The organism is Aestuariibius insulae, assembly GCF_040783535.2.
Classification (GTDB): Bacteria; Pseudomonadota; Alphaproteobacteria; order Rhodobacterales; family Rhodobacteraceae; genus Aestuariibius; species Aestuariibius insulae.
The window spans coordinates 37,263-60,253 of sequence record NZ_JBFONW020000005.1 but is presented as its reverse complement, the minus strand read 5'-3'; the positions used below and the strand labels follow the sequence as shown (position 1 = coordinate 60,253).

Annotated in this window: 33 protein-coding genes; all 33 read left to right on the top strand. The window is 59.0% G+C overall.

What is annotated here, in order from left to right; all coding sequences use genetic code 11:
- The first annotated feature begins 2 nt into the window (after positions 1-2).
- The 33 genes from rpsS (at position 3) to AAD018_RS13945 (ending at position 22,984) form a co-directional block, all read left to right on the top strand.
- On the top strand, positions 3-281 hold the full coding sequence (gene rpsS / locus AAD018_RS14105) for a 30S ribosomal protein S19 (protein ID WP_058260876.1): 279 nt from the start codon (positions 3-5) through the stop codon (positions 279-281).
- Positions 278-658 carry a 50S ribosomal protein L22 gene (gene rplV, locus AAD018_RS14100; protein WP_367315515.1) on the top strand — a complete coding sequence of 127 codons (381 nt, stop codon included), beginning with the start codon at positions 278-280 and terminating at the stop codon, positions 656-658. The genes rpsS and rplV overlap by 4 nt, the downstream gene beginning before the upstream one ends.
- Entirely contained in the window at positions 658-1,368 is a 711-nt protein-coding gene (rpsC, locus tag AAD018_RS14095) for a 30S ribosomal protein S3 (protein WP_367315516.1), read from the top strand. Before rplV ends, rpsC begins: the two co-directional genes overlap by 1 nt.
- Positions 1,369-1,371: 3 nt before the next feature.
- A complete protein-coding gene (rplP, locus tag AAD018_RS14090) occupies positions 1,372-1,785 on the top strand; it encodes a 50S ribosomal protein L16 (RefSeq protein WP_367315517.1) in 414 nt (137 codons plus the stop codon).
- Between the two features lie 182 nt (positions 1,786-1,967).
- Positions 1,968-2,585: a TIGR02466 family protein gene (locus tag AAD018_RS14085; protein WP_367315518.1), complete on the top strand. Its 618-nt coding sequence runs from the start codon at positions 1,968-1,970 to the stop codon at positions 2,583-2,585.
- Between the two features lie 574 nt (positions 2,586-3,159).
- Positions 3,160-3,366: a 50S ribosomal protein L29 gene (gene rpmC, locus AAD018_RS14080; protein ID WP_367315519.1), complete on the top strand. Its 207-nt coding sequence runs from the start codon at positions 3,160-3,162 to the stop codon at positions 3,364-3,366.
- A gap of 4 nt (positions 3,367-3,370) precedes the next feature.
- Positions 3,371-3,601, top strand: coding sequence for a 30S ribosomal protein S17 (rpsQ, locus tag AAD018_RS14075; protein ID WP_367315520.1), 231 nt, complete (start codon positions 3,371-3,373; stop codon positions 3,599-3,601).
- A gap of 65 nt (positions 3,602-3,666) precedes the next feature.
- Positions 3,667-4,035, top strand: coding sequence for a 50S ribosomal protein L14 (rplN, locus tag AAD018_RS14070; RefSeq protein WP_011567679.1), 369 nt, complete (start codon positions 3,667-3,669; stop codon positions 4,033-4,035).
- The gene (gene rplX / locus AAD018_RS14065) at positions 4,035-4,340 is read left to right on the top strand and encodes a 50S ribosomal protein L24 (RefSeq protein WP_367315521.1); all 306 of its coding nucleotides are present in this window, start codon (positions 4,035-4,037) and stop codon (positions 4,338-4,340) included. Before rplN ends, rplX begins: the two co-directional genes overlap by 1 nt.
- A complete protein-coding gene (rplE, locus tag AAD018_RS14060; protein WP_367315522.1) occupies positions 4,340-4,903 on the top strand; it encodes a 50S ribosomal protein L5 in 564 nt (187 codons plus the stop codon). Before rplX ends, rplE begins: the two co-directional genes overlap by 1 nt.
- Before the next feature lie 11 nt (positions 4,904-4,914).
- Complete coding sequence (gene rpsN / locus AAD018_RS14055; protein ID WP_367315523.1) at positions 4,915-5,220, top strand: 30S ribosomal protein S14; 306 nt, start codon at positions 4,915-4,917, stop codon at positions 5,218-5,220.
- 15 nt (positions 5,221-5,235) lie between these two features.
- Positions 5,236-5,628 (top strand): 30S ribosomal protein S8, encoded by a 393-nt coding sequence (rpsH, locus tag AAD018_RS14050; RefSeq protein ID WP_367315524.1) that lies wholly within the window; start codon positions 5,236-5,238, stop codon positions 5,626-5,628.
- 10 nt (positions 5,629-5,638) lie between these two features.
- Positions 5,639-6,172: a 50S ribosomal protein L6 gene (gene rplF / locus AAD018_RS14045; RefSeq protein ID WP_367315525.1), complete on the top strand. Its 534-nt coding sequence runs from the start codon at positions 5,639-5,641 to the stop codon at positions 6,170-6,172.
- Positions 6,173-6,184: 12 nt separating this feature from the next.
- Positions 6,185-6,544: a 50S ribosomal protein L18 gene (gene rplR / locus AAD018_RS14040; protein WP_367315526.1), complete on the top strand. Its 360-nt coding sequence runs from the start codon at positions 6,185-6,187 to the stop codon at positions 6,542-6,544.
- Between the two features lie 138 nt (positions 6,545-6,682).
- Positions 6,683-7,282, top strand: a complete 600-nt coding sequence (gene rpsE, locus AAD018_RS14035) for a 30S ribosomal protein S5 (protein ID WP_367315527.1) — start codon at positions 6,683-6,685, stop codon at positions 7,280-7,282.
- Between the two features lie 12 nt (positions 7,283-7,294).
- Complete coding sequence (gene rpmD / locus AAD018_RS14030; protein WP_367315528.1) at positions 7,295-7,483, top strand: 50S ribosomal protein L30; 189 nt, start codon at positions 7,295-7,297, stop codon at positions 7,481-7,483.
- Positions 7,484-7,670: 187 nt separating this feature from the next.
- Positions 7,671-8,399 (top strand): hypothetical protein, encoded by a 729-nt coding sequence (locus AAD018_RS14025; protein ID WP_367315529.1) that lies wholly within the window; start codon positions 7,671-7,673, stop codon positions 8,397-8,399.
- A gap of 165 nt (positions 8,400-8,564) precedes the next feature.
- Positions 8,565-9,053, top strand: a complete 489-nt coding sequence (gene rplO, locus AAD018_RS14020) for a 50S ribosomal protein L15 (protein WP_367315530.1) — start codon at positions 8,565-8,567, stop codon at positions 9,051-9,053.
- A 94-nt stretch (positions 9,054-9,147) separates the two neighbouring features.
- On the top strand, positions 9,148-10,515 hold the full coding sequence (secY, locus tag AAD018_RS14015) for a preprotein translocase subunit SecY (protein WP_367315531.1): 1,368 nt from the start codon (positions 9,148-9,150) through the stop codon (positions 10,513-10,515).
- Complete coding sequence (locus tag AAD018_RS14010; protein ID WP_367315533.1) at positions 10,512-11,156, top strand: adenylate kinase; 645 nt, start codon at positions 10,512-10,514, stop codon at positions 11,154-11,156. Before secY ends, AAD018_RS14010 begins: the two co-directional genes overlap by 4 nt.
- A gap of 285 nt (positions 11,157-11,441) precedes the next feature.
- On the top strand, positions 11,442-11,810 hold the full coding sequence (gene rpsM, locus AAD018_RS14005; protein ID WP_367315534.1) for a 30S ribosomal protein S13: 369 nt from the start codon (positions 11,442-11,444) through the stop codon (positions 11,808-11,810).
- A gap of 15 nt (positions 11,811-11,825) precedes the next feature.
- Positions 11,826-12,218, top strand: a complete 393-nt coding sequence (gene rpsK, locus AAD018_RS14000; protein ID WP_367315535.1) for a 30S ribosomal protein S11 — start codon at positions 11,826-11,828, stop codon at positions 12,216-12,218.
- 118 nt (positions 12,219-12,336) lie between these two features.
- A complete protein-coding gene (locus AAD018_RS13995) occupies positions 12,337-13,353 on the top strand; it encodes a DNA-directed RNA polymerase subunit alpha (RefSeq protein WP_367315536.1) in 1,017 nt (338 codons plus the stop codon).
- A gap of 237 nt (positions 13,354-13,590) precedes the next feature.
- Positions 13,591-14,013, top strand: coding sequence for a 50S ribosomal protein L17 (gene rplQ, locus AAD018_RS13990; protein ID WP_367315537.1), 423 nt, complete (start codon positions 13,591-13,593; stop codon positions 14,011-14,013).
- A gap of 300 nt (positions 14,014-14,313) precedes the next feature.
- The gene (locus AAD018_RS13985; RefSeq protein ID WP_367315539.1) at positions 14,314-14,925 is read left to right on the top strand and encodes an autoinducer binding domain-containing protein; all 612 of its coding nucleotides are present in this window, start codon (positions 14,314-14,316) and stop codon (positions 14,923-14,925) included.
- A gap of 64 nt (positions 14,926-14,989) precedes the next feature.
- Positions 14,990-15,580, top strand: a complete 591-nt coding sequence (locus AAD018_RS13980; protein WP_367315540.1) for an acyl-homoserine-lactone synthase — start codon at positions 14,990-14,992, stop codon at positions 15,578-15,580.
- Between the two features lie 45 nt (positions 15,581-15,625).
- On the top strand, positions 15,626-16,936 hold the full coding sequence (locus AAD018_RS13975) for a replication-associated recombination protein A (protein WP_367315541.1): 1,311 nt from the start codon (positions 15,626-15,628) through the stop codon (positions 16,934-16,936).
- A gap of 32 nt (positions 16,937-16,968) precedes the next feature.
- Complete coding sequence (locus AAD018_RS13970; protein WP_367315542.1) at positions 16,969-17,343, top strand: fluoride efflux transporter FluC; 375 nt, start codon at positions 16,969-16,971, stop codon at positions 17,341-17,343.
- Complete coding sequence (locus AAD018_RS13965) at positions 17,340-18,386, top strand: RluA family pseudouridine synthase (protein ID WP_367315543.1); 1,047 nt, start codon at positions 17,340-17,342, stop codon at positions 18,384-18,386. The genes AAD018_RS13970 and AAD018_RS13965 overlap by 4 nt, the downstream gene beginning before the upstream one ends.
- Before the next feature lie 11 nt (positions 18,387-18,397).
- Positions 18,398-19,117 carry an ATP12 family chaperone protein gene (locus AAD018_RS13960; RefSeq protein ID WP_367315544.1) on the top strand — a complete coding sequence of 240 codons (720 nt, stop codon included), beginning with the start codon at positions 18,398-18,400 and terminating at the stop codon, positions 19,115-19,117.
- 201 nt (positions 19,118-19,318) lie between these two features.
- Complete coding sequence (locus AAD018_RS13955; protein ID WP_367315545.1) at positions 19,319-20,335, top strand: amino acid ABC transporter substrate-binding protein; 1,017 nt, start codon at positions 19,319-19,321, stop codon at positions 20,333-20,335.
- 122 nt (positions 20,336-20,457) lie between these two features.
- A complete protein-coding gene (locus tag AAD018_RS13950) occupies positions 20,458-21,687 on the top strand; it encodes an amino acid ABC transporter permease (RefSeq protein ID WP_367315546.1) in 1,230 nt (409 codons plus the stop codon).
- Between the two features lies 1 nt (position 21,688).
- Entirely contained in the window at positions 21,689-22,984 is a 1,296-nt protein-coding gene (locus tag AAD018_RS13945) for an amino acid ABC transporter permease (RefSeq protein WP_367315547.1), read from the top strand.
- The last annotated feature ends 7 nt before the right edge of the window (positions 22,985-22,991 follow it).

Sequence of the window (22,991 nt, the reverse complement as noted above, 5' to 3'; positions counted from 1 at the left end):
CCATGAGCCGTTCCGTCTGGAAAGGGCCTTTTGTGGACGCCTATGTCCTCAAGAAGGCCGAAGCCTCCCGCGAGAGCGGGCGCAACGAGGTCATCAAGATCTGGTCGCGTCGCTCCACCATCCTGCCCCAGTTCGTGGGCCTCACCTTCGGCGTCTATAACGGGCACAAGCATATTCCCGTGAACGTCTCCGAAGACATGATCGGTCAGAAGTTCGGGGAATATTCGCCCACGCGGACCTATTACGGTCACGCCGCCGACAAGAAGGCGAAGCGCAAATGAGCAAGGAAAAGAACCCCCGCCGCGTGGCTGACAACGAAGCGATGGCCAAGACCCGCATGCTTCGCACCAGCCCGCAGAAACTGAACCTCGTGGCGGCGATGATCCGCGGCAAGAAGGTGGACAAGGCCCTTACGGACCTCACCTTCTCGAAAAAGCGGATCGCAGAGGATGTGAAGAAGTGTCTTCAGTCCGCCATCGCCAACGCCGAGAATAACCATAACCTGGACGTCGACGAGCTTGTCGTCGCCGAGGCCTATGTGGGCAAGAACCTGACGATGAAGCGCGGACGTCCCCGTGCGCGTGGCCGCTTCGGTCGCATCATCAAACCGTTCTCCGAGCTCACCATCAAGGTCCGCCAGGTCGAGGAGCAAGCCTAATGGGTAACAAGGTCAATCCGATCGGCATGCGGCTCCAGGTCAACCGCACCTGGGACAGCCGCTGGTATGCCGACACCAAGGATTACGGTGATCTCCTCCTCGAGGATATCAGGATCCGTAACTTCATTCGCGAAGAGTGCAAGCAAGCCGGCATCAGCCGGGTGATCATCGAGCGTCCGCACCGCAAGTGCCGCGTCACGATCCACTCGGCCCGCCCGGGCGTCATCATCGGCAAGAAAGGCGCGGATATCGAAACGCTCCGCAAGAAGCTAGCCACGATGACCGACAGCGAGCTGCATCTCAACATCGTTGAGGTCCGCAAGCCAGAGCTTGACGCCCAGCTGGTCGGCGAAAGCATCGCTCAGCAGCTTGAGCGTCGTGTTTCGTTCCGCCGCGCCATGAAGCGGTCGGTCCAGAATGCCATGCGCATGGGCGCCCTCGGCATCCGCGTGAACCTTGCGGGCCGTCTCGGCGGCGCTGAGATCGCGCGCACCGAATGGTATCGCGAGGGCCGGGTGCCGCTGCACACGCTCCGCGCCGATATCGATTACGCTGGCGTCGAGGCGAAGACCCCTTATGGGATCATCGGGATCAAGGTCTGGATCTTCAAAGGCGAGATCATGGAGCACGACCCCGCAGCGCGCGACCGCAAGCAGCAGGAGCTTCAGGATGGCCCGGCCCCTCGCGGCGCCGGTGGCCGGAGGAACTAAGTCATGCTTCAGCCAAAACGCACCAAATTCCGCAAGGCCCATAAGGGCCGGATCAAGGGGGAGGCCAAAGGCGGCTTCGACCTTGCTTTCGGGACCTATGGCCTCAAGGCCACCGAGCCCGAGCGCATCACCGCCCGTCAGATCGAGGCGGCCCGCCGTGCCATGACGCGCCACATGAAGCGTCAGGGCCGTGTCTGGATCCGGATCTTCCCGGACCTGCCCGTTACGTCCAAGCCCGTCGAGGTTCGGATGGGTAAAGGCAAGGGCTCCGTCGATTTCTGGGCCGCCAAGGTCAAGCCGGGCCGCATCATGTTCGAGATCGACGGCGTCAACGACACCGTCGCCCGCGAAGCGCTCCGCCTCGCCGCGATGAAACTGCCGGTCAAGACGCGCACCGTCGTTCGCGAAGACTGGTAACCGGCGAAACGAATGTTACGCCGCGTGCGCGACAGGGGATTGCTCGCAATCACCGAAAGCGTCACCCGGTTACAATATGACAAAACCCCCGCCCAACCGGCGGGGGTTTTTTAGATCTGCAGGGCGGGTTTCATCCTGCCTTCCCCCTCGCCACTCTTAAATCCCTCCGCTATTCCAATCTCATGCCTATTAGATCCCTCTTCGTCACCCGCCTCTACCGCGCCGCCCTCTCCGAACAGGGCGATCCCATCGATCCGGCCGAGCTCGAGACCTCTTGCCTCACTATCGCGGAGGATGACGAAGCCGGTCAGGCTTGGTGCGAGGAGAATGACTTCCCCGGCTATACCAGCTACGCTTCGCTCACGGACCTGGGCTGGCGCTTCCCGATCTTTGCCGATCTGATCGAGGTGCTCGACCGGCACGTCGCTGCCTTCGCCGAAGAGCTGCAGTTCGACCTCGGCGGCAAGGCACTCGAGCTTGAGGATATCTGGATCAACATCCTGCCAGAGGGCGGTATCCACACCTCCCACCTGCATCCCCACTCGGTGATCAGCGGGACGACCTACGTCGCTATGCCCAAGGGAACCAGCGCCATCCGCTTCGAGGATCCCCGCCACCCGATGATGATGGCCGCCCCGCCCCGCCGCTCCGACGCATCCGAAGACCAGCGAACCTTCGTCTATGTGAAACCGCAGGTCGGAGACGTCCTCCTCTGGGAAAGCTGGCTCCGCCACGAAGTGCCCATGAACATGAGCGAAGAGGATCGGGTGAGCGTAAGCTTTAACTATCGGTGGGGGTGAGCACCGATCCTGGCCGCATGGCCCGGCAGAAGGTCCAGTGGACCTTTTGAGGCGCGAACGGCAAGAGCCTATCAGTGACTAACTTTTCAACGCCGGAACTTGCCCTAATCAGGTGATTTTAGGCTATGAGTAGCCGCACCATAACTTACAGGATTGCACCATTACTTCGTCTTGGATCTTCTAGAGCCTAATTGAAACAGGGACTTAGAATTGTAGAAGAAAAATAATTGTGGATAAAACAAAAAATGGTTGGAACAAGAATCAGCGATATGAAGAATGAGAATGTGGGCTCAGGAGTACACTATATTTAGTTGCTCCCGAGCCCGCTGGCTCCGGCGAGGTGCACCTCGTGACCAGCTTAGTCTAGCAACTAAAGCATAGTCACGGGGTGCACCGATCCTCAAGTAAGAAACTCGCAGATGGCGAACTCAACGTCATACTGTTGGTTTTGATCAGATTCTTCGCTTGCATAGGTATATACCTGCCTCTATACGGCCCCTTCATTCACGAACTCCACGGGAATCAGCGTCACCCGACGATCGGGGCGCTCTCGTGATGTTGAAAGGACCAGGCGATGAACGCCACAGAATTGCGCGACAAGACGCCGGACCAACTCCGCGACGAACTCGCTTCCCTCAAGAAGGAGGCCTTCAACCTCCGCTTCCAGCAGGCTACCGGCCAGCTGGAGAATACCGCTCGCATGCGCTCTGTCCGCCGTGACGCCGCTCGTGTGAAGACGATCCTGAACGAAAAGGCAGCGACCGCTGCCTCTGAGGAGTAAGAGCATGCCCAAACGTATCCTTCAGGGCACCGTGACCTCGAACCAGAACGCCCAGACCGTCACCGTGTCGGTCGAACGCCGGTTCAAGCACCCGCTCCTGCAAAAGACCGTCCGGAAATCCAAGAAGTACCGGGCCCATGACGAGAACAACACGTTCAACGTCGGTGACATGGTTCGCATTCAGGAATGCGCGCCCAAGTCGAAAACGAAACGCTGGGAGGTGATTGCCGAGTAAGGCTGTCACACCCGGTTTGATCGAAACCCTGGGGCAGATGTCCCCAAAGGTCGGGAGAAACCAATATGATCCAGATGCAGACCAATCTGGATGTCGCTGACAATTCCGGTGCTCGCCGGGTTCAGTGCATCAAGGTCCTCGGCGGATCCAAGCGCAAATACGCCTCTGTGGGCGACATCATCGTGGTGTCGGTCAAAGAGGCTATTCCGCGTGGCCGTGTGAAAAAAGGCGACGTCCGCAAGGCCGTCGTCGTGCGCACCGCCAAGGAAGTCCGCCGCGAAGACGGCACCGCGATCCGCTTTGATCGCAACGCCGCCGTCATCCTCAACAACAACAACGAACCGATCGGCACCCGCATCTTCGGGCCGGTGGTTCGCGAGCTGCGCGCGAAGAACTTCATGAAGATCATCTCGCTCGCGCCGGAGGTGCTGTAATGGCTGCCAAGCTGAAAACAGGAGACAAGGTCGTCGTGCTGGCCGGCAAGGACAAGGGCAAGACGGGCGAGATTAAGTCCGTCGATCCCAAATCCGGCAAGGCCGTCGTCGATGGCGTGAACATCGCCATCCGTCACACCAAGCAAAGCCAAGCGTCCCAGGGCGGCCGCGTGCCTAAGGCGATGCCGATCGATCTGAGCAACCTGGCCATCCAGGATGCGAACGGCAAAGCGACCCGCGTTGGCTTCCGTACCGAAGACGGCAAGAAGGTCCGCTTCGCCAAGACCACGGGAGATGTGATCTGATGCTCGATACAGCAACCTACACCCCCCGCCTCAAGGCCCTCTTCGCGGATGAGATCCGCGCGAAGATGAAAGAGGAATTCGGCTACAAGAACGACATGCAGATCCCGCGTCTGGACAAGATCGTCCTGAACATCGGGGCCGGTGCCGAAGCCGTCAAGGACAGCAAGAAGGCCAAGTCGGCTGCCGACGATCTGACCGCGATTGCCGGTCAGAAGGCCGTCATCACCAAGGCCAAGAAGTCGATCGCCGGCTTCCGCGTCCGTGAAGACATGCCGCTCGGCGCCAAGGTCACGCTGCGCGGCGACCGCATGTACGACTTCCTCGACCGTCTGGTCACCATCGCGCTGCCCCGCGTTCGCGACTTCCGCGGCGTTTCGGGTAAGTCGTTCGATGGCCGTGGCAACTACGCCATGGGCATGAAAGAGCACATCGTCTTCCCCGAGATCGACTTCGACAAGATCGATGAGGCCTGGGGTCTGGACATCGTAATCTGCACCACGGCGGACAACGACGCCGAAGCCAAAGCGCTGTTGAAGCATTTCAACATGCCCTTCAACAGCTGAGGACATTCGATATGGCTAAAAAAGCAATGATCGAGCGCGAAAAAAAGCGCGAACGCCTCGTCGCGAAGTACGCTGAAAAGCGGGCGGCTCTGAAAGAGATCGCCAACGACGAAAGCAAGCCCATGGAAGAGCGGTTCAAAGCCCGCCTCAAGCTTTCCAAGCTGCCGCGCAACTCGTCCGCAGTGCGCCTGCACAACCGCTGCCAGCTCACTGGCCGCCCGCATGCGTACTATCGCAAATTGAAAATCAGCCGGATCGCCCTGCGCGAGCTTGGCTCCAACGGCGAGATCCCCGGTCTCGTCAAGTCCAGCTGGTAAGGGAGGCGTAGACAGATGAACGATCCCATCGGCGATATGCTGACTCGCATCCGCAACGGCCAAATGCGCGCCAAGTCCACGGTCCTGACGCCAGCGTCCAAGCTGCGCGGCTGGGTTCTCGATGTGCTGGCCGACGAAGGCTACATCCGCGGCTACGAGGCCACGACCGGCATCGACGGTCACCCGGCTTTCGAGATCAGCCTCAAATACTATGAAGGCACCCCCGTCATTCGCGAGCTCAAGCGGGTCTCCAAGCCCGGCCGCCGCGTCTACATGGGTGTCAAGGACATCCCGCAGGTCCGTCAGGGCCTCGGCGTGTCGATTGTCAGCACGCCCCGCGGCGTGATGTCGGACGCGAATGCACGCGCTGCCAATGTCGGCGGCGAGGTGCTTTGCACGATCTTCTAGGGAGAGGCACATGTCTCGTATTGGTAAAAGACCAGTCGACCTGCCCTCCGGGGTCGAGGCGAACATCTCCGGTCAGACGGTAGAAGTGAAGGGACCCAAGGGCACCCGCAGCTTCACCGCCACCGATGATGTGACCCTCGCGGTCGAAGACAATGCCGTGACGGTTACCCCGCGCGGCAAGTCCAAGCGCGCGCGCCAGCAGTGGGGTATGTCCCGCACGATGGTCGCCAACCTCGTTACCGGCGTGACTGACGGCTTTAAGAAAGAGCTCGAGATCAACGGCGTCGGTTACCGGGCACAGATGCAGGGCAATACGCTCAAGCTGTCGCTCGGTCTCAGCCACGAGGTCAACTTCGACGTCCCGCAAGGCGTCACCGTCACCGCCCCCAAGCAGACGCAGATCATCGTCGAGGGGACGGACGAGCAACTCGTCGGTCAGGTCGCCGCGAACATTCGCGCATGGCGCAAGCCCGAGCCCTACAAGGGCAAAGGCATTAAGTATCTCGACGAATATATCTTCCGCAAGGAAGGCAAGAAGAAGTAAGGACCCAGGAAAATGGCAAACAGCAAGAGAGATCTGTTCCTCAAGCGCCGCCTGCGCGTCCGGAACAAGCTGCGCAAGGTCAATGCAGGGCGCCCGCGCCTGAGCGTTCACCGCAGCAACAAGAACATCAGCGTTCAGCTGATCGATGACGTGAGCGGCGTGACGCTCGCCTCGGCCTCCTCGCTCGAGAAGGATCTGGGCATCGTCGGCAAGAACAATGTCGAGGCCGCCGCCAAGGTCGGCGCCGCGATTGCCGAACGCGCCAAGAAAGCCGGCGTGGAAGAAGCCTATTTTGACCGGGGCGGCTTCCTCTTTCACGGGAAGGTCAAGGCTCTTGCCGACGCCGCCCGCGAGAACGGCCTGAAGATCTAAGACTGACCCCGCGCCCCGATCAGGGCGCGGTCTGAAGAGGGCGGCGAGCTTCGCCCTCTCGATGATCCGGCGGCCCAGGGTCGACCAGGATTGGACAAACACGAAGCGCCCACAGGCGCGATGCATGAAGGAGGCCACATGGCCAGAGATGACAACCGCCGGGGACGCCGCGACCGCGACGAGAACCCGGAATTCGCCGATCGCCTTGTGGCCATCAACCGCGTCTCCAAGACAGTCAAGGGCGGCAAGCGCTTCGGCTTTGCGGCGCTCGTCGTCGTGGGCGACCAGAAAGGCCGTGTCGGCTTCGGCAAGGGCAAGGCCAAAGAGGTCCCCGAGGCGATCCGCAAGGGAACCGAAGCGGCCAAGCGCAACATGATCCGCGTGCCGCTCCGCGAAGGCCGGACGCTGCACCACGACATGACCGGCCGCCACGGCGCCGGTAAGGTTGTCATGCGGACTGCGCCAGAGGGAACCGGCATCATCGCCGGTGGTCCAATGCGTGCCGTGTTCGAGATGCTTGGCCTCAAGGACGTCGTCTCCAAATCGACCGGCTCGCAGAACCCCTACAACATGATCCGGGCAACGCTGAACGGCCTGCAAAAAGAGCAGAGCCCCCGCTCGGTGGCGCAGCGCCGCGGCAAGAAGGTCGCTGACATCCTGCCCAAGCGCGATGTGGTCGACCAGCAATCCGACGTGGCTCACAACGCCCCCGTCGCTGAAGCAACCCCCGACGCATAAGGAGATCCGATCATGGCAAAAACCATCGTCGTCAAACAGATCGGCTCCCCGATCCGCCGCCCGCAAAAGCAGCGGGCCACGCTGATCGGCCTCGGCCTGAACAAAATGCACAAAACCCGCGAGCTAGAGGACACCCCGTCCGTCCGCGGCATGGTCGAAAGCATCCCCCACCTCGTCGAGATCGTCGAAGAGCGCGGGTAAGCACCCCAAAGCGACGCCGTCCCGGACTTGATCCGGCACTTCGATTCTCGAAGCACCTCGACCCGAAAGGATCGGGGTGCTTTTTCTCTGTATACTCAGCCATTTAATCGCAGGCCTTGTGTCGTTCCACGCCAGTGCTGCCCTGTACGATCGAGCAGAGGCTTGGGAATTCGAGAATTGGAACATAATGACCGAGGATCAGACGGCGATATCAAATTTTATGCGCTGGTTTCGCATAGCGTCCGAGAAAGCGTGGGCAAACCTGAGAGAGCGCGACCTTGCTAGCTTTCGGGCTCAGGAAGTTGGTGGGCTTAGCCACCGGCGCGGTACTCATTGGTTGAACGGTTTCTCAGAAGAAGAGATTGAGAGAATCGAGGCTCGCGAGGGTAGAGCCCTTCCATTTGAACTGAAGACTTTCCTCAGAATTTGCGGAAAAACCGACAGAGGCTTCATGTCCTTTGGCTACAATGATGATAACGTCATCGTTCAACGCCCAGATGTCCCGATCTTTTACGATTGGAGTGATGACGGGCAGATTGCGATTGCTCGTCAAAGTATCCGGAGCCGCATCCTGTCTCACGTCGAGACTGGATCCTGGCTGAAAGAGTGGGGCCCTCGTCCGGCTGACTTATCCTCGGCAATGACTATGGCTGCCGAGAAGATCGAAGACGGTGCTCCCTTGTATCCTTTGCATAGCCACCGCGCTGTACTGCCGCTTTCTGCCCGATCGTTGTCGCCGGTCCTATCCTGTCATGGTCTTGATACCACTATCTATAGCTCCAGCCTGTGCCGTAACCTCGTGGAAGATACCGGCCTTGATCTTGATCTATCGGACGCACCGCCGGTTCCTGACCAAGATGCGCGCGCTATACACAGTGAGGTCCATCAGATGCCTTTCTGGGGCCTACTCGTTTAGCAGTTGGGTTGGCTGAAGTGTCTACAGGCCAACTCAACTGCCTCTTGATCCCACCACGCCTCCCGTCTATACGCCACCGGTCGGATCAGACCGACGTAATCAATCAAGAAACGCCGTGTCCGCCCATCTCGCTTCGGGGGCGGTTCCGGCTCGAAAGGAAGCGACATGGTTAAACTGAACGAACTGCACGACAATCCCGGCGCCACGAAAAAGCGCAAGCGCGTGGGCCGTGGTCCCGGCTCCGGAATTGGCAAGACCGCAGGACGCGGCATCAAGGGTCAGAAATCCCGCTCGGGTGTGGCCATCAATGGCTACGAGGGCGGCCAGATGCCGCTCTACCAGCGCCTGCCCAAGCGCGGCTTCAACAAGCCCAACCGCAAGCAATATGCCGTTGTAAACCTCGGCCTCATCCAAAAGTTTATCGATGCGGGCAAGCTCAAAGGCGACATCACCGAAGACAGCCTGATCGAAAGCGGCCTTCTGCGCCGCAAGCGCGATGGCGTCCGTCTCCTTGCCAAGGGCGAGCTGACGGCAAAGGCCAACATCACTGTCACCGGCGCGTCCAAAGGCGCGATCGAGGCGGTCGAAAAGGCCGGCGGCAGCGTCACGCTGGCCGCTCCCGTCGCGGAAACGGCACCGTCCGAGAGCGCCTGAAGGTTGTGACCGGCTTGCCGGTCCCCTACATCTTCGGCTAGATTCCACGGCGCCGCCTGACCGGGCGGCGTCCTTCTGAGAAGAGAGTCCTTTCATGGCATCAGCAGCAGAGCAAATGGCCGCCAATATGAGCTGGAGCGCCTTCGGTAAGGCGACCGAGCTCAGGCAACGGATCCTCTTCGCACTGGCTCTTCTCTGCGTCTACCGCCTCGGCACCTTCATTCCCGTCCCCGGGATCGACGGCTCTGCCTTGCGCAATTTCATGGAGGAGGCGTCCCAAGGCATCGGCGGCGTCCTGTCGATGTTTACGGGAGGCGCGCTTGGCCGGATGGGCATCTTTGCCCTCGGCATCATGCCTTACATCTCCGCCTCGATCATCGTGCAGCTTCTCTCCGCGATGTACGAGCCGCTCAAGCAGCTCAAAAAAGAAGGCCAGCAGGGCCGCCAGAAGATCAACCAGTATACCCGCTACGGCACGGTGATCCTGGCGACATTCCAGGCCTTCGGTCTGGCCGTCAGCCTCGAGGCTGGTAATCTCGCCTCCGATCCGGGCCTCTTCTTCCGCGCCTCGACCGTTATCACGCTTGTGGGCGGCACGATGTTCCTGATGTGGATTGGCGAGCAGATCACCGCCCGCGGGATCGGTAACGGCATCTCGCTCATCATCTTCGTTGGCATCATCGCCGAGGTGCCCGCCGCGCTTGCTCAATTCTTCCGCCAGGCCGAATCCAGCGGCAACTGGGCCCTTGTCATCGGCGTGATCATCATGGTGATCTTGTTATTGGGTTTCGTCGTGTTCATGGAACGAGCCCTGCGAAAGATCCATCTGCAATACCCGCGCCGTCAGGTCGGCATGAAGGTCTATGACGGCGGCTCCTCGCACCTGCCGATCAAGGTGAACCCGGCGGGCGTGATCCCTGCGATCTTCGCCTCCGCGCTGCTTCTACTGCCCACGACGATCTCGACCTTCTCGGGCAGTGATACCGGCCGGGTCATGTCGACGATCCTCGCCTATTTCGGCCCCGGCCAACCCGCCTATCTGGTCTTCTTCACGGCAATGATCGTCTTCTTCACGTTCTTTTACACCAAGGAAGTCGCCTTCAAGGTCGACGAGGTCGCCGACAACCTTAAGAACCAGAACGGTTTTGTGCCCGGCATCCGGCCCGGCAAGCGGACGGCGGAATACCTCGACTACGTTGTCACTCGCCTTCTGGTCCTTGGCTCCGGCTATCTTGCCGCGGTTTGCCTTCTGCCCGAGATCCTGCGCACCCAGCTGTCCATCCCGGTCTATGTCGGGGGAACGTCCATCCTTATTATCGTGAGCGTCGGCATGGACACGATCCAGCAAATCCAGTCGCACCTGCTCGCCCACCAATACGAAGGTCTCATTGAGAAATCCCAGCTGCGTGGCAAACGCAGCACCGGTAAACCTCGCAAGTCCAAGGGTCCGGCGCGTCGATGAATATTATACTTCTGGGCCCACCGGGTGCGGGCAAAGGCACTCAGGCCCGTAAGCTGGTCGACGAGCGCAAGATGATCCAGCTCTCCACCGGGGACATGCTGCGCGAGGCGCGGACCTCCGGCACCGAGATGGGACAGAAAGTGGCCGAGGTCATGGATCGCGGGGATCTTGTCACCGATGAGATCGTGATTGGCCTGATCCGCGAGAAGCTGGAGGCTGGCGAAGCCGAAGGCGGCTATATCTTCGACGGCTTTCCCAGAACGCTGGCGCAGGCTGACGCGCTAGGTCAGCTTTTGACCGAGTTGAACGAGAGCCTCGACCACGTGATCGAGATGCAGGTGGACGATGAGGCGCTTGTCACCCGCATCATAGGCCGCGCGACCTGCGCCGATTGCGGCGAGGTCTATCACGACGTGACCAAGCCAATCCCCGCGGATGGCCACTGCACGAATTGCAACGGGACCGAGTTCAAGCGCCGCGCGGATGACACAGAGGAGGCGCTAAAGACACGCCTTCTGGCTTACTATAAGCAGACGTCTCCGCTGATCGGTTATTATTATGCGAAAGACATGCTCGAAAGCGTCGATGGTCTGCAGGCGATGGACGATGTCTCGGGCGCCATCTCGCGCGTCCTTTCCTGAAGGGCGCACGATTTTCTAGAAAATCGTGTTAAACCAAAATCTTCTAGAAGATTTTGCCACTCCAGGATCTTCTAGAAGATCCTGCCCGGAACGACCTCTTGACGATTTGTCAAGAACCCCATAGGTGGTGCCATCCCGAAAGGGAATCGCCCGCGCGAGAGGCCGATCACCCCGCGCAACCCAACTGAGATGACAGTGACCCGAAGGCACGATGAGCCTTCCGGTTTACCGTTGTGAAAAAAGGGTCTGGAACTACGGACCCGCAACGAGAGAAGGACACCACACGTGGCACGTATTGCTGGCGTCAACATTCCGACCGCCAAACGAGTTCCCATCGCGCTCACCTATATCACCGGTATCGGCAACACCTCGGCCGAGCAGATCTGCGAAGCTGTCGGCATCGACCGTTCCCGCCGGGTCAATGAGCTTTCCGATGCCGAGATCCTGCAGATCCGCGAGCATATCGACGCGAACTTTACCGTTGAAGGTGATCTGCGCCGCGAGGTGCAGATGAACATCAAGCGCTTGATGGATCTGGGCTGCTATCGCGGCCTGCGCCATCGCCGCAATCTCCCCGTGCGCGGTCAGCGCACCCACACCAATGCCCGCACCCGCAAAGGCCCCGCAAAGGCCATCGCAGGCAAGAAGAAGTAAGGGGAGACCGGACAAATGGCACGCGATACCCGCACCCGCGGAAAAAAGAAGGTCTCCAAGAACATCGCCGCAGGCGTTGCTCATGTGAATTCTTCGTTCAACAACACCAAGATCCTGATCTCCGACGTTCAGGGCAACGCCATCGCCTGGTCCTCGGCCGGCACGATGGGCTTCAAGGGATCCCGCAAGTCGACGCCCTATGCTGCCCAGATGGCTGCCGAAGATGCCGGTAAAAAGGCGCAGGAACACGGCGTCAAGACACTCGAGGTCGAAGTGCAAGGCCCCGGTTCCGGTCGTGAGAGCGCGCTTCGTGCTCTGGCGGCCGTCGGTTTCAACATCACGTCGATCCGCGATGTAACACCGATTGCCCATAACGGCTGCCGCCCGCCCAAGCGTCGGCGCGTCTGACTCGCATTTGAAGATCCAGGAAGGTCCGCGCCAACTGCGCGGCCTTTCGCTTTCGTTTTTAGAAACCTCGGGAGTCTTCCGTTTTGGACATGAGCGGCGGACGGGAATGGAGGGACGCATGATCCATAAAAACTGGGCAGAGCTGATCAAGCCCACGCAACTCGACGTCAAACCGGGCAGCGACCCGGCGCGCCGCGCAACAGTCACGGCAGAACCGCTCGAGCGCGGCTTCGGTCTGACGCTCGGCAACGCGCTGCGCCGCGTTCTGATGTCATCGCTCCAGGGCGCAGCCATCACGTCGGTTCAGATCGACAACGTGCTGCACGAGTTCTCGTCGATCTCTGGCGTGCGTGAAGACGTGACCGATGTCGTCCTCAACCTCAAGGGCGTCGACATTAAGATGGAGACCGAAGGCCCCAAGCGCTTGTCGGTTCAGGCCAAGGGTCCGGGCGTCGTCACCGCAGGTGACATCTCCGAATCCGCCGGGATCGAGATCCTGAACAAGGAGCATGTCATCTGTCACCTCGACGATGGCGCGGACCTGTTCATGGAACTGACGGTCAACACCGGCAAAGGCTACGTCGCCGCCGACAAGAACAAACCCGAGGATGCGCCGATCGGCATGATCGCCATCGATGCGATCTATTCGCCGGTCAAAAAGGTCAGCTACGACGTTCAGCCGACCCGCGAAGGTCAGGTTCTCGACTACGACAAGTTGACGATGAAGATCGAAACCGACGGTTCGATCACACCTGACGATGCCGTGGCCTTTGCCGCGCGGATCATCCAGGATCAGTTGTCGATCTTCGTGAACTTCGACGAGCCCGAAAGCGCCTCGGCCCAGTCCGATGATGACGGCCTTGAGTTCAACCCGCTCCTTCTCAAGAAGGTCGACGAACTCGAGCTGTCCGTCCGCTCTGCGAACTGCCTCAAGAACGACAACATCGTCTATATCGGCGACCTCATCCAAAAGACCGAGGCCGAGATGCTGCGCACGCCGAATTTCGGCCGCAAGTCGCTTAACGAGATCAAGGAGGTTCTCTCCGGAATGGGTTTGCACCTCGGCATGGATGTCGAGGACTGGCCGCCGGACAATATCGAGGATCTGGCTAAGAAGTTCGAAGATCAGTTCTAATCCAGGATCGATCCCGCCTCACAGGTGCCGAAGCGACAGCTTATGGAGTGAGGCGGGATCCTGAGAAAGGTCGGCGGAATTTCACGTAATCCTTGAGGGATGCGAATTTCCACCGACCGGATACCGACGGTATACCGACCGGATACCGCACGAAGAAAATGGGCAATTCCGCCCCAAGGAGAGTGTGGGACACGCATCCCGCGCCAGACAAAGAATAAAGCACTTAGGAGACCTCAAATGCGCCACGCCCGCGGCTATCGCCGCCTCAACCGCACCCACGAGCACCGCAAGGCGCTCTTTGCCAACATGGCCGGATCGCTCATCGAACACGAGCAAATCAAGACCACGCTGCCTAAGGCAAAAGAGCTGAAGCGGATCATCGACAAACTTGTAACCCTCGGAAAACGCGGCGATATCCACGCTCGCCGTCAAGCCGCTGCCCGGCTTAAGCAGGACCACCACGTCGCCAAACTCTTTGACGTCCTTGGCCCGCGCTATGCCGAACGCCAAGGGGGCTACGTCCGCGTTCTGAAGGCTGGTTTCCGGTATGGGGATATGGCGCCTATGGCGATCATCGAATTTGTCGACCGTGACGTCGATGCGAAAGGTGCCTCAGACAAGGCTCGCCTCGCAGAAGAAGAAGCTGCAATCGACGCATAAGTCGTTGAATTATATATCAAAGAGCCTCGCCGATCGGTGAGGCTCTTCTAGTTTTGGCACCCGTGTGATGCGCGCGTATTGATACGAGCCGTTCGGCGTCGAAGAATGCGCAGGACAGCCTTTGCATCGCTCGATTGCACTTTGATAAAGTCGATCAGAAGATCCCGATCTCTCAAATCCATATCTTGCATGTGATGATGAAGATCTGCGTCGATATTCTTCACAGCTATACCCTTGTTTTCGCTTGATCTCCTCACAATTTATGGTTGACCGGCCGTTAAGCAACTTGTCTAAAAAGACATGTCCCTTAGGTCTGGAATAGAACGTCAAACACACCGTCTGTCTGCGCTTGCACCAGGCGGTTTTTTCTTTGCGCTGCACATCAGGTTCGCGCTGCCGCTCTTGCACCATCAGACGTATCCGCAGGGCTGGACGGACCGTTATACAGAGGAGGCTTATGCGCTTCGCGATCCGATCATCGCCTGGGGATTCAGTCAGGTCGGTGCCGCGAGATGGAGCGAAATAAAGATACCAGATCCCTTCGACATCCTTGAGCAGGCGAAGGACTTCGGCATGATCTATGGTTTCGCAGTATCCTGCGGCGAGATGAAGTCACGTACGATTGCATCTGCGGCCCGTGATGACCGAGAGTTCAGTGATGATGAAATAGCCGAATTCTCCGAGCTGATTCAACAGCTTCATAAGATTACCGAACCACCGACAACGCTCACGGATGCCCAACTCGAAGCCCTGCGGTGCATCGCCAACGGGGATCGTCACGCAGCTGCCGCAGCGAAACTGAATATCTCCGAGAGCGCGTTGAAGGCGCGTCTTTCATCGGCAAGGCAAGGTCTTCTTGCCCGAACGACCGCAGAAGCGATCCAGAGGGCAAAGGATTACCGATTGCTGTAGGTGATCCACATGGCTGTTCCGGCGGGGTGAACCGTTAACCACCGTCCTGCTGGAGCAAAAAGCTATGCAAACAACGACCCTTTCTTTCGCCAACATGCACAACCATGGAGAGCTGCTGGCAAATATCCTGCGCGCGAGACGACAGTCCTTCATCGTGCAGAACAAGTGGAACCTGCCCGAAGCCATGGGCATGGAGTTCGACCAATACGACACGCCGCAAAGCCGCTGGATCGCCGTTCACAACGAGTTGGGGGAGGTCCTTGCCGGCTTGCGTCTGACCCCGACAACGGCGCGATGTGGTATCTACAGCTACATGATCCGCGATGCCCAGAACGGCTTGCTCGACTCCATCCCTACAGATCTGCTCTACGATCCCGCTCCCGTGGGCGAGGAGGTGTGGGAGGCCACGCGCGGTTTTGTGGCGCATGATATCCCCGCCCACCTTCGCCGCAGGGTACATCTCAACCTCGTGCTCGAGATGCAGCGCACAAGCCGCGCAGAGGGGATCCGCCGAATGATCGCTCTGCTTCCCTCGAACTGGAACAGGTGGTCGGCTCGCTGCAATCTGCAAATGTCCGATGCTGGCCGGACGATGAACATGGGCGGAATCGATTATCAGGCCGTCTGGATCGATTTTGCCGCGCAGTTGAACTGACGGACGTCTTTGAAACTCCCGTCGGACCGGCCTAGGGTCGGTCCGATGCCAGATCTCTTCGATACCCCCAACGCAGAGCGACCTGCCTCAAGGACACGGCCGCTGGCCGACCGGCTGAGGCCGGCGCGGCTCGAGGATGTCGTTGGGCAAGATAAAGTCTTGTCGCCAGATGGTCCGTTGGGTGCGATGCTTGCATCGGATGCCCTGTCCTCGGTGATCTTCTGGGGCCCGCCTGGCGTCGGGAAGACGACGATCGCGCGGCTGCTCGCGGACGAAACGGACCTGCATTTTGTGCAGATCAGCGCGATTTTCAGCGGTGTCGCTGAGCTGAAGAAAGTGTTCGAGGCAGCCCGCCTAAGACAGCGGCAAGGGCAGGGAACGTTGCTTTTCGTTGACGAGATCCACCGGTTCAATAAGGCGCAGCAGGACGGCTTTCTTCCTTACATCGAAGATGGGACGATCCTGCTGATCGGGGCCACGACCGAAAACCCCTCCTTCGAGCTCAACGCGGCGCTTCTTAGCCGTGCGCAGGTCATTTTGCTGGAGCGTCTGTCGCGCGATAGTCTCGAAGGATTGATCAAACGCGCGGAAGCCGAAATCGAGAGCCATCTGCCACTCGATGAAGGCGGGCGGGCGCTGCTTATCGAACTTTCGGACGGGGATGGAAGGGCGCTGCTGAACCTCATCGAGCAGATCCTCTCCTGGAAACTGACCGAAAGGATCGGAGCCGATGTCCTCAGCCGTCGCCTGTCACAGCGTGCCGCCAAATACGACAAAAGCGGCGACGAGCACTACAATCTAATGTCCGCTCTGCACAAATGCGTTCGGGGAAGTGATCCCGACGCCGCTCTCTACTGGACGGCGCGGATGCTTACCGGCGGAGAGGATCCGCGCTACCTCGCCCGGCGCATCACCCGAATGGCGGTCGAGGATATCGGTCTTGCCGATCCGCAGGCGCATCGCATGACACTCGATGCCTGGGAAACCTATGAGAGGCTTGGCTCGCCCGAAGGAGAGCTGGCGCTCGCGCAAGCCGTCGTTTACTTGGCGCTCGCTCCAAAATCCAACGCGGGTTACGTGGCGTACAAGGCCGCAATGAAAGCTGCGAAAAAGACCGGCTCTGAACCTCCGCCAAAGCACATCCTCAACGCGCCGACCTCGATGATGAAAGAGCAAGGATACGGTGCGGGTTATACTTATGACCATGACGCGGAAGACGGGTTTTCGGGTCAGAACTACTTTCCCGACGCGATGGACCGCGAGGCCTATTATAGCCCGGTCAAGCGCGGCTTCGAACGCGAGTTGAAGAAACGTCTCGACTACTTTGCCAGATTGAGAACCGAGCGACGCAGTTGACACCTCCGCCCGGGCGGATATTGCCCAGAGCCATGGGTTCTGCCTTTCTTCAGGTCGCGATCGGCGGCGCAATCGGCTCCGTGCTTCGGTATGGCGTGTCGATTGCCATGGGGATCAGCCCCGGCGGTTTTCCCCTCGCGGTCCTGACCGTGAATATCTTCGGATCCGTCCTGATGGGTCTTTTCATAGGTCTCGCAGCCAGTCGCGGATTGATGGGGATCAGCCCCTTCGTCCAAACAGGTCTGCTTGGCGGCTTCACGACATTTTCTGCATTCTCGCTTGAGGCGGTGACACTCTACGAACGTGGCGCGATCGGGCAGGCGGCGCTTTATGTCGGCCTCTCCGTCGGGCTGTCCATTGCAGGCCTCTTTTTGGGGCTCGTCATGGCACGGGGACTCTTCTCATGAGCGGTGTGCAGATCGTCGATGTCGCCTCTGGTGAAGGAGATCAGCGGATTGACCGCTGGCTCCGGCGGCGGTTTCCGCACCTGAGTCAGGGCCGGATCGAAAAGATGTGCCGCAAGGGCGAGCTGCGGCTCGATGGCGCGCGCGTCAAATCAAACACTCGCGTCGAAGTGGGCCAGCAGGTTCGCATTCCGCCGGTGCCGAACGCCTCCGAAGTCTCCTCAAATCGCGTGACCCGGGTGAGCGATGCGGACGCCGAGATGATGAGAAGCCTCGTCATCTATAAGGACGATCATCTTATCGCCCTCAACAAACCTCCGGGGATCGCTAGTCAGGGCGGCAGCGGTCAAAGCCGACATCTCGACGGTCTGGCCGAAGCGCTTCGCTTTGATGCGGACGAAAAGCCGCGCCTCGTTCATCGGCTCGATAAAGATACATCTGGTGTCTTTGTCATGGCCCGAAGCCGGGAAAGCGCGACGGCCCTGTCAGAAGCCTTTCGCGACCGCGAGACCCGCAAGATCTACTGGGCCGCCGTCGCAGGGGTTCCGCATCCTGCAATGGGGACCATCCGATATGGTCTCGTCAAAGCGGGCGGGCATGGCTCGGGTGGAGAAGGCGAGAAGATGCGCTGCATCCACCCTCGTGATATCGACGAAACCGCTGGTGCGAAACGAGCCACCTCCGATTATGCCGTGCTTTCCGGTCTAGGCGGGCGCGTGTCGTGGTGTGCGCTGGTCCCCATCACCGGTCGCACCCATCAACTTCGCGCTCATATGGCCGAACTCGGTCACCCTATCATCGGGGACGGCAAATACGGCGGATCGGGTCAGGAGAACATGGGCGACGGATGGGGCGCCCAGCTTGGCGATCAGATTAGCCGAAAGCTCCACCTTCACGCGCGCTCCCTCGTGTTGACCCACCCATTCACGGGCGCCCGTCTGTCCTTGGTCTGCCCGCTACCGGATCATATGCACCGGACATGGGACTTCTTTGGCTGGGATACCGCCACTGTCCCGGCAGATCCTTTCGAAGACGATCTGGCCTGAGGAGGACGGTGATGGCTGAATGGGCTCTGAAGCGATTCTGGAGCGACGCTTGCGTCGTCGAGGATCGCCACGGGTATCGGATCGAGCTGGATGGAAAGCCGATCCGGACACCTCTCAAGGATCTGCTTTTGTTGCCGACCCGCGCGATGGCGGATGCGGTCTCGGCCGAGTGGGATGCTCAAACAGATGTGATCGATCCTCGCGCGATGCCAATGACGCGATCTGCCAATTCCGCGATCGACAAGGTCGCGCGGCAAAAGGCCGAGGTCGAAGCGATTGTCGCGGATTATGGAGAGACGGACCTCCTTTGCTACCGCGCGCCGGATCCGGCAGCACTGGTCGAGCGACAGGCGGAGGCTTGGGATCCTCTGCTCGATTGGGCTGCAGAACGCTATGGTGCGCGCCTTGCGACGGGGACTGGCGTTCTGCCGATTGCACAGTCTTCTCGAACCTTGGCGGCCCTGTCCGACGCAGTAGCTCAGACGACTCCATTCGAGCTGACAGCTTTGCACGATCTCGTGAGCCTTTCCGGCTCGCTCGTGCTGGGACTTGCCGCCGCTGAGCGTGTCTATCCGCTCGTCGATGTTTGGAAACGATCGCGTGTGGATGAGGTATGGCAGATAGAACAATGGGGCGAAGACGAGGAAGCTGCAGAAGCGTTGACCATCAAGGAAGAAGCGTTTCATCATGCTTTTGCTTTTTTCCAACTGGCGCAAAAAAACGCGAGTTGAGTAAGCGTTGCCCGATGCTTGGGCGCCCAAAAAGACAGACGTTTCCTAGGGAACATGTCCGCTTCGGCCCTTGACCTCCTCGCGGAAATCCGCCCAAGCTGTCAGTATTGAAGGGGACACCTTCACGTCACTCGATGCCGTTCTCTCGCAGAGCGGCCAAAACCGCTTAAAGTCAGGGCGGACACTCAGGAAGAGGTAAACATGAACAAATCCGTATTTCTCGGCGTATTAACCGTAGCTGGTATGGCGGCCGGCGTTGCATCTGCTGCAACGCTCGATGACGTCAAAAGCCGGGGAACGCTCAACTGTGGTGTATCCACCGGCCTCGTTGGTTTTGCGGCTCCGAACACGAGCGGTGAATGGGAGGGCTTTGACGTCGATCTTTGCCGTGCCGTCGCCGCAGCTGTTTTGGGGGATCCCACAGCCGTCGAATTCGTTCCGACTACACCCAAGACGCGGTTTACTGCGTTGTCTTCGGGCGAAGTTGACATGCTCGCACGGAACACGACCTGGACTTTTAGCCGCGACAACGATCTCAAGCTCGAATTCACCGGCATCAACTATTATGACGGTCAGGGCTTCATGGTCCCGACAGAGCTTGGCGTGTCGTCGGCCAAGGATCTCGACGGCGCGACCGTCTGCATCCAGACCGGAACCACAACAGAGCTGAATCTTGCGGATTACTTCCGCGCCAACAATATCAGCTACGAGCCTGTTCCGATCGAAACCAACGCCGAAGCTCAGCAGCAGTATCTGGCCGGTGCTTGCGACGTCTACACGACGGATGCCTCCGGTCTGGCCGCGACGCGTGCAACTTTCGAAAACCCGGATGATCACGTGCTTCTGCCCGAAATTATCTCGAAAGAGCCGCTCGGACCGCTGGTCCGTCATGGCGACAACGAGTGGGGCGATATCGTTCGCTGGACCCTCAACGCACTGATTTCGGCTGAAGAGCTCGGTGTCACCTCTGCGAATGTGGGCGAAATCGGCGAGTCTTCGAACAATCCCGAAATCAAACGTCTTCTGGGAACCGAGGGCGAGCTGGGTGCGATGCTTGGTCTGGACCCGAACTGGGCTCAGCAGGCGATCACCGCAGGTGGTAACTATGGTGAGATCTTCGAAAAGAACATCGGAGAGAACACCCCGATTGGTTTGTCCCGTGGTCTGAACGCGCAGTGGACCGATGGTGGCCTCCTCTATTCGCCACCGTTCCGCTAAGAACCGTTGAAGAGGGCGCGGACCATTCCGCGCCCTTTTCACATGTACTTTAAAGATAACATTCGAACCGGGATCGAGGCTGTCTTGCCTCTCGCGGATTCGAAGAGCCAGGGAACACGTCCATGACGGCTATGTCCGACGCCCCCACGCAATCCTTCCGACTTTCCATGCTGCTCTACGATATGCGGTATCGTGGCTACACAATCCAGTTCATCGTCATCCTGTTCGTTGTTCTGGCGATCGGATACCTCGTGTCAAACCTCTTCGCCAACTTGGCGGAGCAGGGCGTGGTCCTGACCTTTGGTTTTCTTGAACAGCCCGCCGGATACGATATCAGTCAGAGTCTGATCGACTACAACAGTCAGAGCTCCCATCTGCGAGCATCTGTCGTTGGCGCGCTGAATACGCTTCTCGTCGCAGCCATGGCTTGCGTTCTTGCCACGATTCTCGGTGTCTTTGCCGGTATCCTCCGTCTGTCGAACAACTGGCTCGTCGCCAAACTCATGGCGATTTATGTCGAAGCCTTTCGCAATGTTCCGATCCTTATTTGGATCATCATCATCAACACGGTTGTGACCAGTTTTGGATCCTCCCCACGGGTCTTTCTGACAAGAGGCGGATCGGTCGAGCCAGAAAGCTCGATGTTCCTGGGCATGTTCGCCTTCACAAACCGCGGTCTATACATCCCCTCAATCGGTCTTGGAGCCGGGTGGGTCGTCGTGATCCTGGCTTTCATTGCGGGGATCGTCGGCTTTTTCGCCTGGCGCTCCTATGTTAAAAAGAAGCTCTTTCAGGAGGGTAGTCTTTTACCCTCATGGCCGGCTTGGGCTATCCTTTTCGGCCCGGTCATCCTTGCGCTTGTGTTGCTTCCCGGTGCTTTGACGATCCTGCGACCAGATGTCGAATCGAACAACTTCAACATTCAAGACGGTGTTCTGCTCGGACGGCCCTTGCTCGCTCTCTGGCTTGCCCTTTCTATCTACACAGGCGCTTTCATCGCGGAAAACGTCCGTGCCGGGATCCTCGCGATTTCCAAAGGCCAGACCGAAGCCGCTGCCGCCTTAGGGCTGCGTCCTGGCCGGATCATGAATCTTGTGATCCTGCCGCAGGCGCTTCGGGTCATTATTCCGCCGCTCATCTCGCAGTACCTGAACATCACAAAGAACTCGTCGCTCGCAATCGCAGTCGGCTATGCCGATATCACGGCGACCCTTGGGGGCATCACCCTTAATCAGACGGGCCGTGCCATCGAATGTGTGCTTCTGCTTATGCTCTTTTATCTGACCATCAGCTTAAGCATCTCGGTGTTGATGAACCTCTACAACAACTCCGTCCGGCTTAAGGAGCGTTGAGATGAGCGATACGCATGCACAAACCGTCGCCTTCGTCCGCGACACCGAAATCCCGCCATCGCCTCCACCCGCGTCGGAAGCCGGAGTGATCAAGTGGCTGCGTGAGAACCTGTTCTCGAGCATCTCAAACTCGATCCTGACCATTCTCGGCCTTATCGCGGTTTACTATATGGTCGTCGGCCTTGGTCCTTGGCTCGCGAACAGCATCTGGCAATCGGACAGTCTCGCAGAGTGTCGCGAAATCCTCGATGGAGCGACCGGCGCGTGTTTTGCCGTCATTCGCGAACGCTGGAATCAGCTTCTTTTCGGGTTCAGATATCCAAGCGATGAGTACTGGCGTCCCGCTTTGGCCTTCATCTTGCTTTTCGTAGCGATTCTGCCGGTTCTCTTTAGCAACCTGCCACGGAAGCTGTTGATCGGAACTGCGCTCTATCCGTTTCTGGCGTTTTGGCTGATCTGGGGCGGCTCCGTTCTGATCCCGATTGTCGCTCTCTTGGGCTTCATTGTAGGCGGCGTCGCCTATTCGATGATGTCGGCTCGCAGCTTTGTTGGTGCGGTGGTGGCTGCCATTGTTGCCGCCGCAGTGACGTGGTGGGCTGGCGGTCTTCTCCTTGAGATAGGATCCGACTTTCTCGCGCTTAGAGCCGTGCCGTCACGTGATCTGGGCGGCTTCATGTTGAATATGATCTTGGGAACAGTCTGCGTTTCACTGTCCCTGCCCATTGGGATCGTACTTGCGCTGGGGCGACAATCGAACCTCCCGATTGTCAAGGTTCTTTGCGTGATCTTCATCGAGTTTGTCCGGGGCGTGCCGCTTATTACACTGCTCTTCGTGGCCAGCGTGATCCTGGCCTATTTCTTCCCGCCCGAAAGCAATCTCGATCTGGTTCTGCGGGTCATCATCATGATCACGATGTTTGCCTCAGCCTATATTGCCGAGGTGATCCGGGGCGGTTTGGCGGCCCTGCCGCGCGGCCAGTATGAGGCGGCAGATAGCCTTGGCCTTGATTACGCGCAGTCGATGCGGCTTATTATTCTGCCGCAGGCGCTGAAGATCTCGATCCCCGGTATCGTGAATGTGGCCGTCGGCCTTTTCAAGGATACGACCCTCGTTGCGATTATCTCGATGTACGATCTCGTCGGCCTTATTCGCGGACCGATCCTGGCGTCGACCGACTGGAACGGCGTCTACTGGGAACTCTGGAGCTTTGCCGCTCTGCTCTTCTTCGTCATCTGCTACGGCATTTCGCAATATTCACAATGGCTCGAGCGCAAGCTGGCCACGGATCACCGATAAGGAGTCT

Bases quoted from the DNA above. Each gene is read 5' to 3' on its own strand.
- rpsE (WP_367315527.1), top strand. From the start codon at position 6,683: ATGGCCAGAGATGACAACCGCCGGGGACGCCGCGACCGCGACGAGAAC.
- AAD018_RS13970 (WP_367315542.1), top strand. From the start codon at position 16,969: ATGGGTTCTGCCTTTCTTCAGGTCGCGATCGGCGGCGCAATCGGCTCC.
- rplF (WP_367315525.1), top strand. From the start codon at position 5,639: ATGTCTCGTATTGGTAAAAGACCAGTCGACCTGCCCTCCGGGGTCGAG.
- rpsQ (WP_367315520.1), top strand. From the start codon at position 3,371: ATGCCCAAACGTATCCTTCAGGGCACCGTGACCTCGAACCAGAACGCC.
- rpmD (WP_367315528.1), top strand. From the start codon at position 7,295: ATGGCAAAAACCATCGTCGTCAAACAGATCGGCTCCCCGATCCGCCGC.
- AAD018_RS13975 (WP_367315541.1), top strand. From the start codon at position 15,626: ATGCCAGATCTCTTCGATACCCCCAACGCAGAGCGACCTGCCTCAAGG.
- AAD018_RS13995 (WP_367315536.1), top strand. From the start codon at position 12,337: ATGATCCATAAAAACTGGGCAGAGCTGATCAAGCCCACGCAACTCGAC.
- AAD018_RS14025 (WP_367315529.1), top strand. From the start codon at position 7,671: ATGACCGAGGATCAGACGGCGATATCAAATTTTATGCGCTGGTTTCGC.
- rpsC (WP_367315516.1), top strand. From the start codon at position 658: ATGGGTAACAAGGTCAATCCGATCGGCATGCGGCTCCAGGTCAACCGC.
- AAD018_RS13965 (WP_367315543.1), top strand. From the start codon at position 17,340: ATGAGCGGTGTGCAGATCGTCGATGTCGCCTCTGGTGAAGGAGATCAG.
- rplO (WP_367315530.1), top strand. From the start codon at position 8,565: ATGGTTAAACTGAACGAACTGCACGACAATCCCGGCGCCACGAAAAAG.
- AAD018_RS13985 (WP_367315539.1), top strand. From the start codon at position 14,314: ATGTCCCTTAGGTCTGGAATAGAACGTCAAACACACCGTCTGTCTGCG.
- rpsN (WP_367315523.1), top strand. From the start codon at position 4,915: ATGGCTAAAAAAGCAATGATCGAGCGCGAAAAAAAGCGCGAACGCCTC.
- rplE (WP_367315522.1), top strand. From the start codon at position 4,340: ATGCTCGATACAGCAACCTACACCCCCCGCCTCAAGGCCCTCTTCGCG.
- rplX (WP_367315521.1), top strand. From the start codon at position 4,035: ATGGCTGCCAAGCTGAAAACAGGAGACAAGGTCGTCGTGCTGGCCGGC.
- rplV (WP_367315515.1), top strand. From the start codon at position 278: ATGAGCAAGGAAAAGAACCCCCGCCGCGTGGCTGACAACGAAGCGATG.
- AAD018_RS13945 (WP_367315547.1), top strand. From the start codon at position 21,689: ATGAGCGATACGCATGCACAAACCGTCGCCTTCGTCCGCGACACCGAA.
- secY (WP_367315531.1), top strand. From the start codon at position 9,148: ATGGCATCAGCAGCAGAGCAAATGGCCGCCAATATGAGCTGGAGCGCC.
- rplR (WP_367315526.1), top strand. From the start codon at position 6,185: ATGGCAAACAGCAAGAGAGATCTGTTCCTCAAGCGCCGCCTGCGCGTC.
- rpmC (WP_367315519.1), top strand. From the start codon at position 3,160: ATGAACGCCACAGAATTGCGCGACAAGACGCCGGACCAACTCCGCGAC.
- rpsS (WP_058260876.1), top strand. From the start codon at position 3: ATGAGCCGTTCCGTCTGGAAAGGGCCTTTTGTGGACGCCTATGTCCTC.
- AAD018_RS13955 (WP_367315545.1), top strand. From the start codon at position 19,319: ATGAACAAATCCGTATTTCTCGGCGTATTAACCGTAGCTGGTATGGCG.
- rpsH (WP_367315524.1), top strand. From the start codon at position 5,236: ATGAACGATCCCATCGGCGATATGCTGACTCGCATCCGCAACGGCCAA.
- AAD018_RS13980 (WP_367315540.1), top strand. From the start codon at position 14,990: ATGCAAACAACGACCCTTTCTTTCGCCAACATGCACAACCATGGAGAG.
- AAD018_RS13960 (WP_367315544.1), top strand. From the start codon at position 18,398: ATGGCTGAATGGGCTCTGAAGCGATTCTGGAGCGACGCTTGCGTCGTC.
- AAD018_RS14010 (WP_367315533.1), top strand. From the start codon at position 10,512: ATGAATATTATACTTCTGGGCCCACCGGGTGCGGGCAAAGGCACTCAG.
- rplQ (WP_367315537.1), top strand. From the start codon at position 13,591: ATGCGCCACGCCCGCGGCTATCGCCGCCTCAACCGCACCCACGAGCAC.
- rplP (WP_367315517.1), top strand. From the start codon at position 1,372: ATGCTTCAGCCAAAACGCACCAAATTCCGCAAGGCCCATAAGGGCCGG.
- AAD018_RS13950 (WP_367315546.1), top strand. From the start codon at position 20,458: ATGACGGCTATGTCCGACGCCCCCACGCAATCCTTCCGACTTTCCATG.
- rpsK (WP_367315535.1), top strand. From the start codon at position 11,826: ATGGCACGCGATACCCGCACCCGCGGAAAAAAGAAGGTCTCCAAGAAC.
- AAD018_RS14085 (WP_367315518.1), top strand. From the start codon at position 1,968: ATGCCTATTAGATCCCTCTTCGTCACCCGCCTCTACCGCGCCGCCCTC.
- rplN (WP_011567679.1), top strand. From the start codon at position 3,667: ATGATCCAGATGCAGACCAATCTGGATGTCGCTGACAATTCCGGTGCT.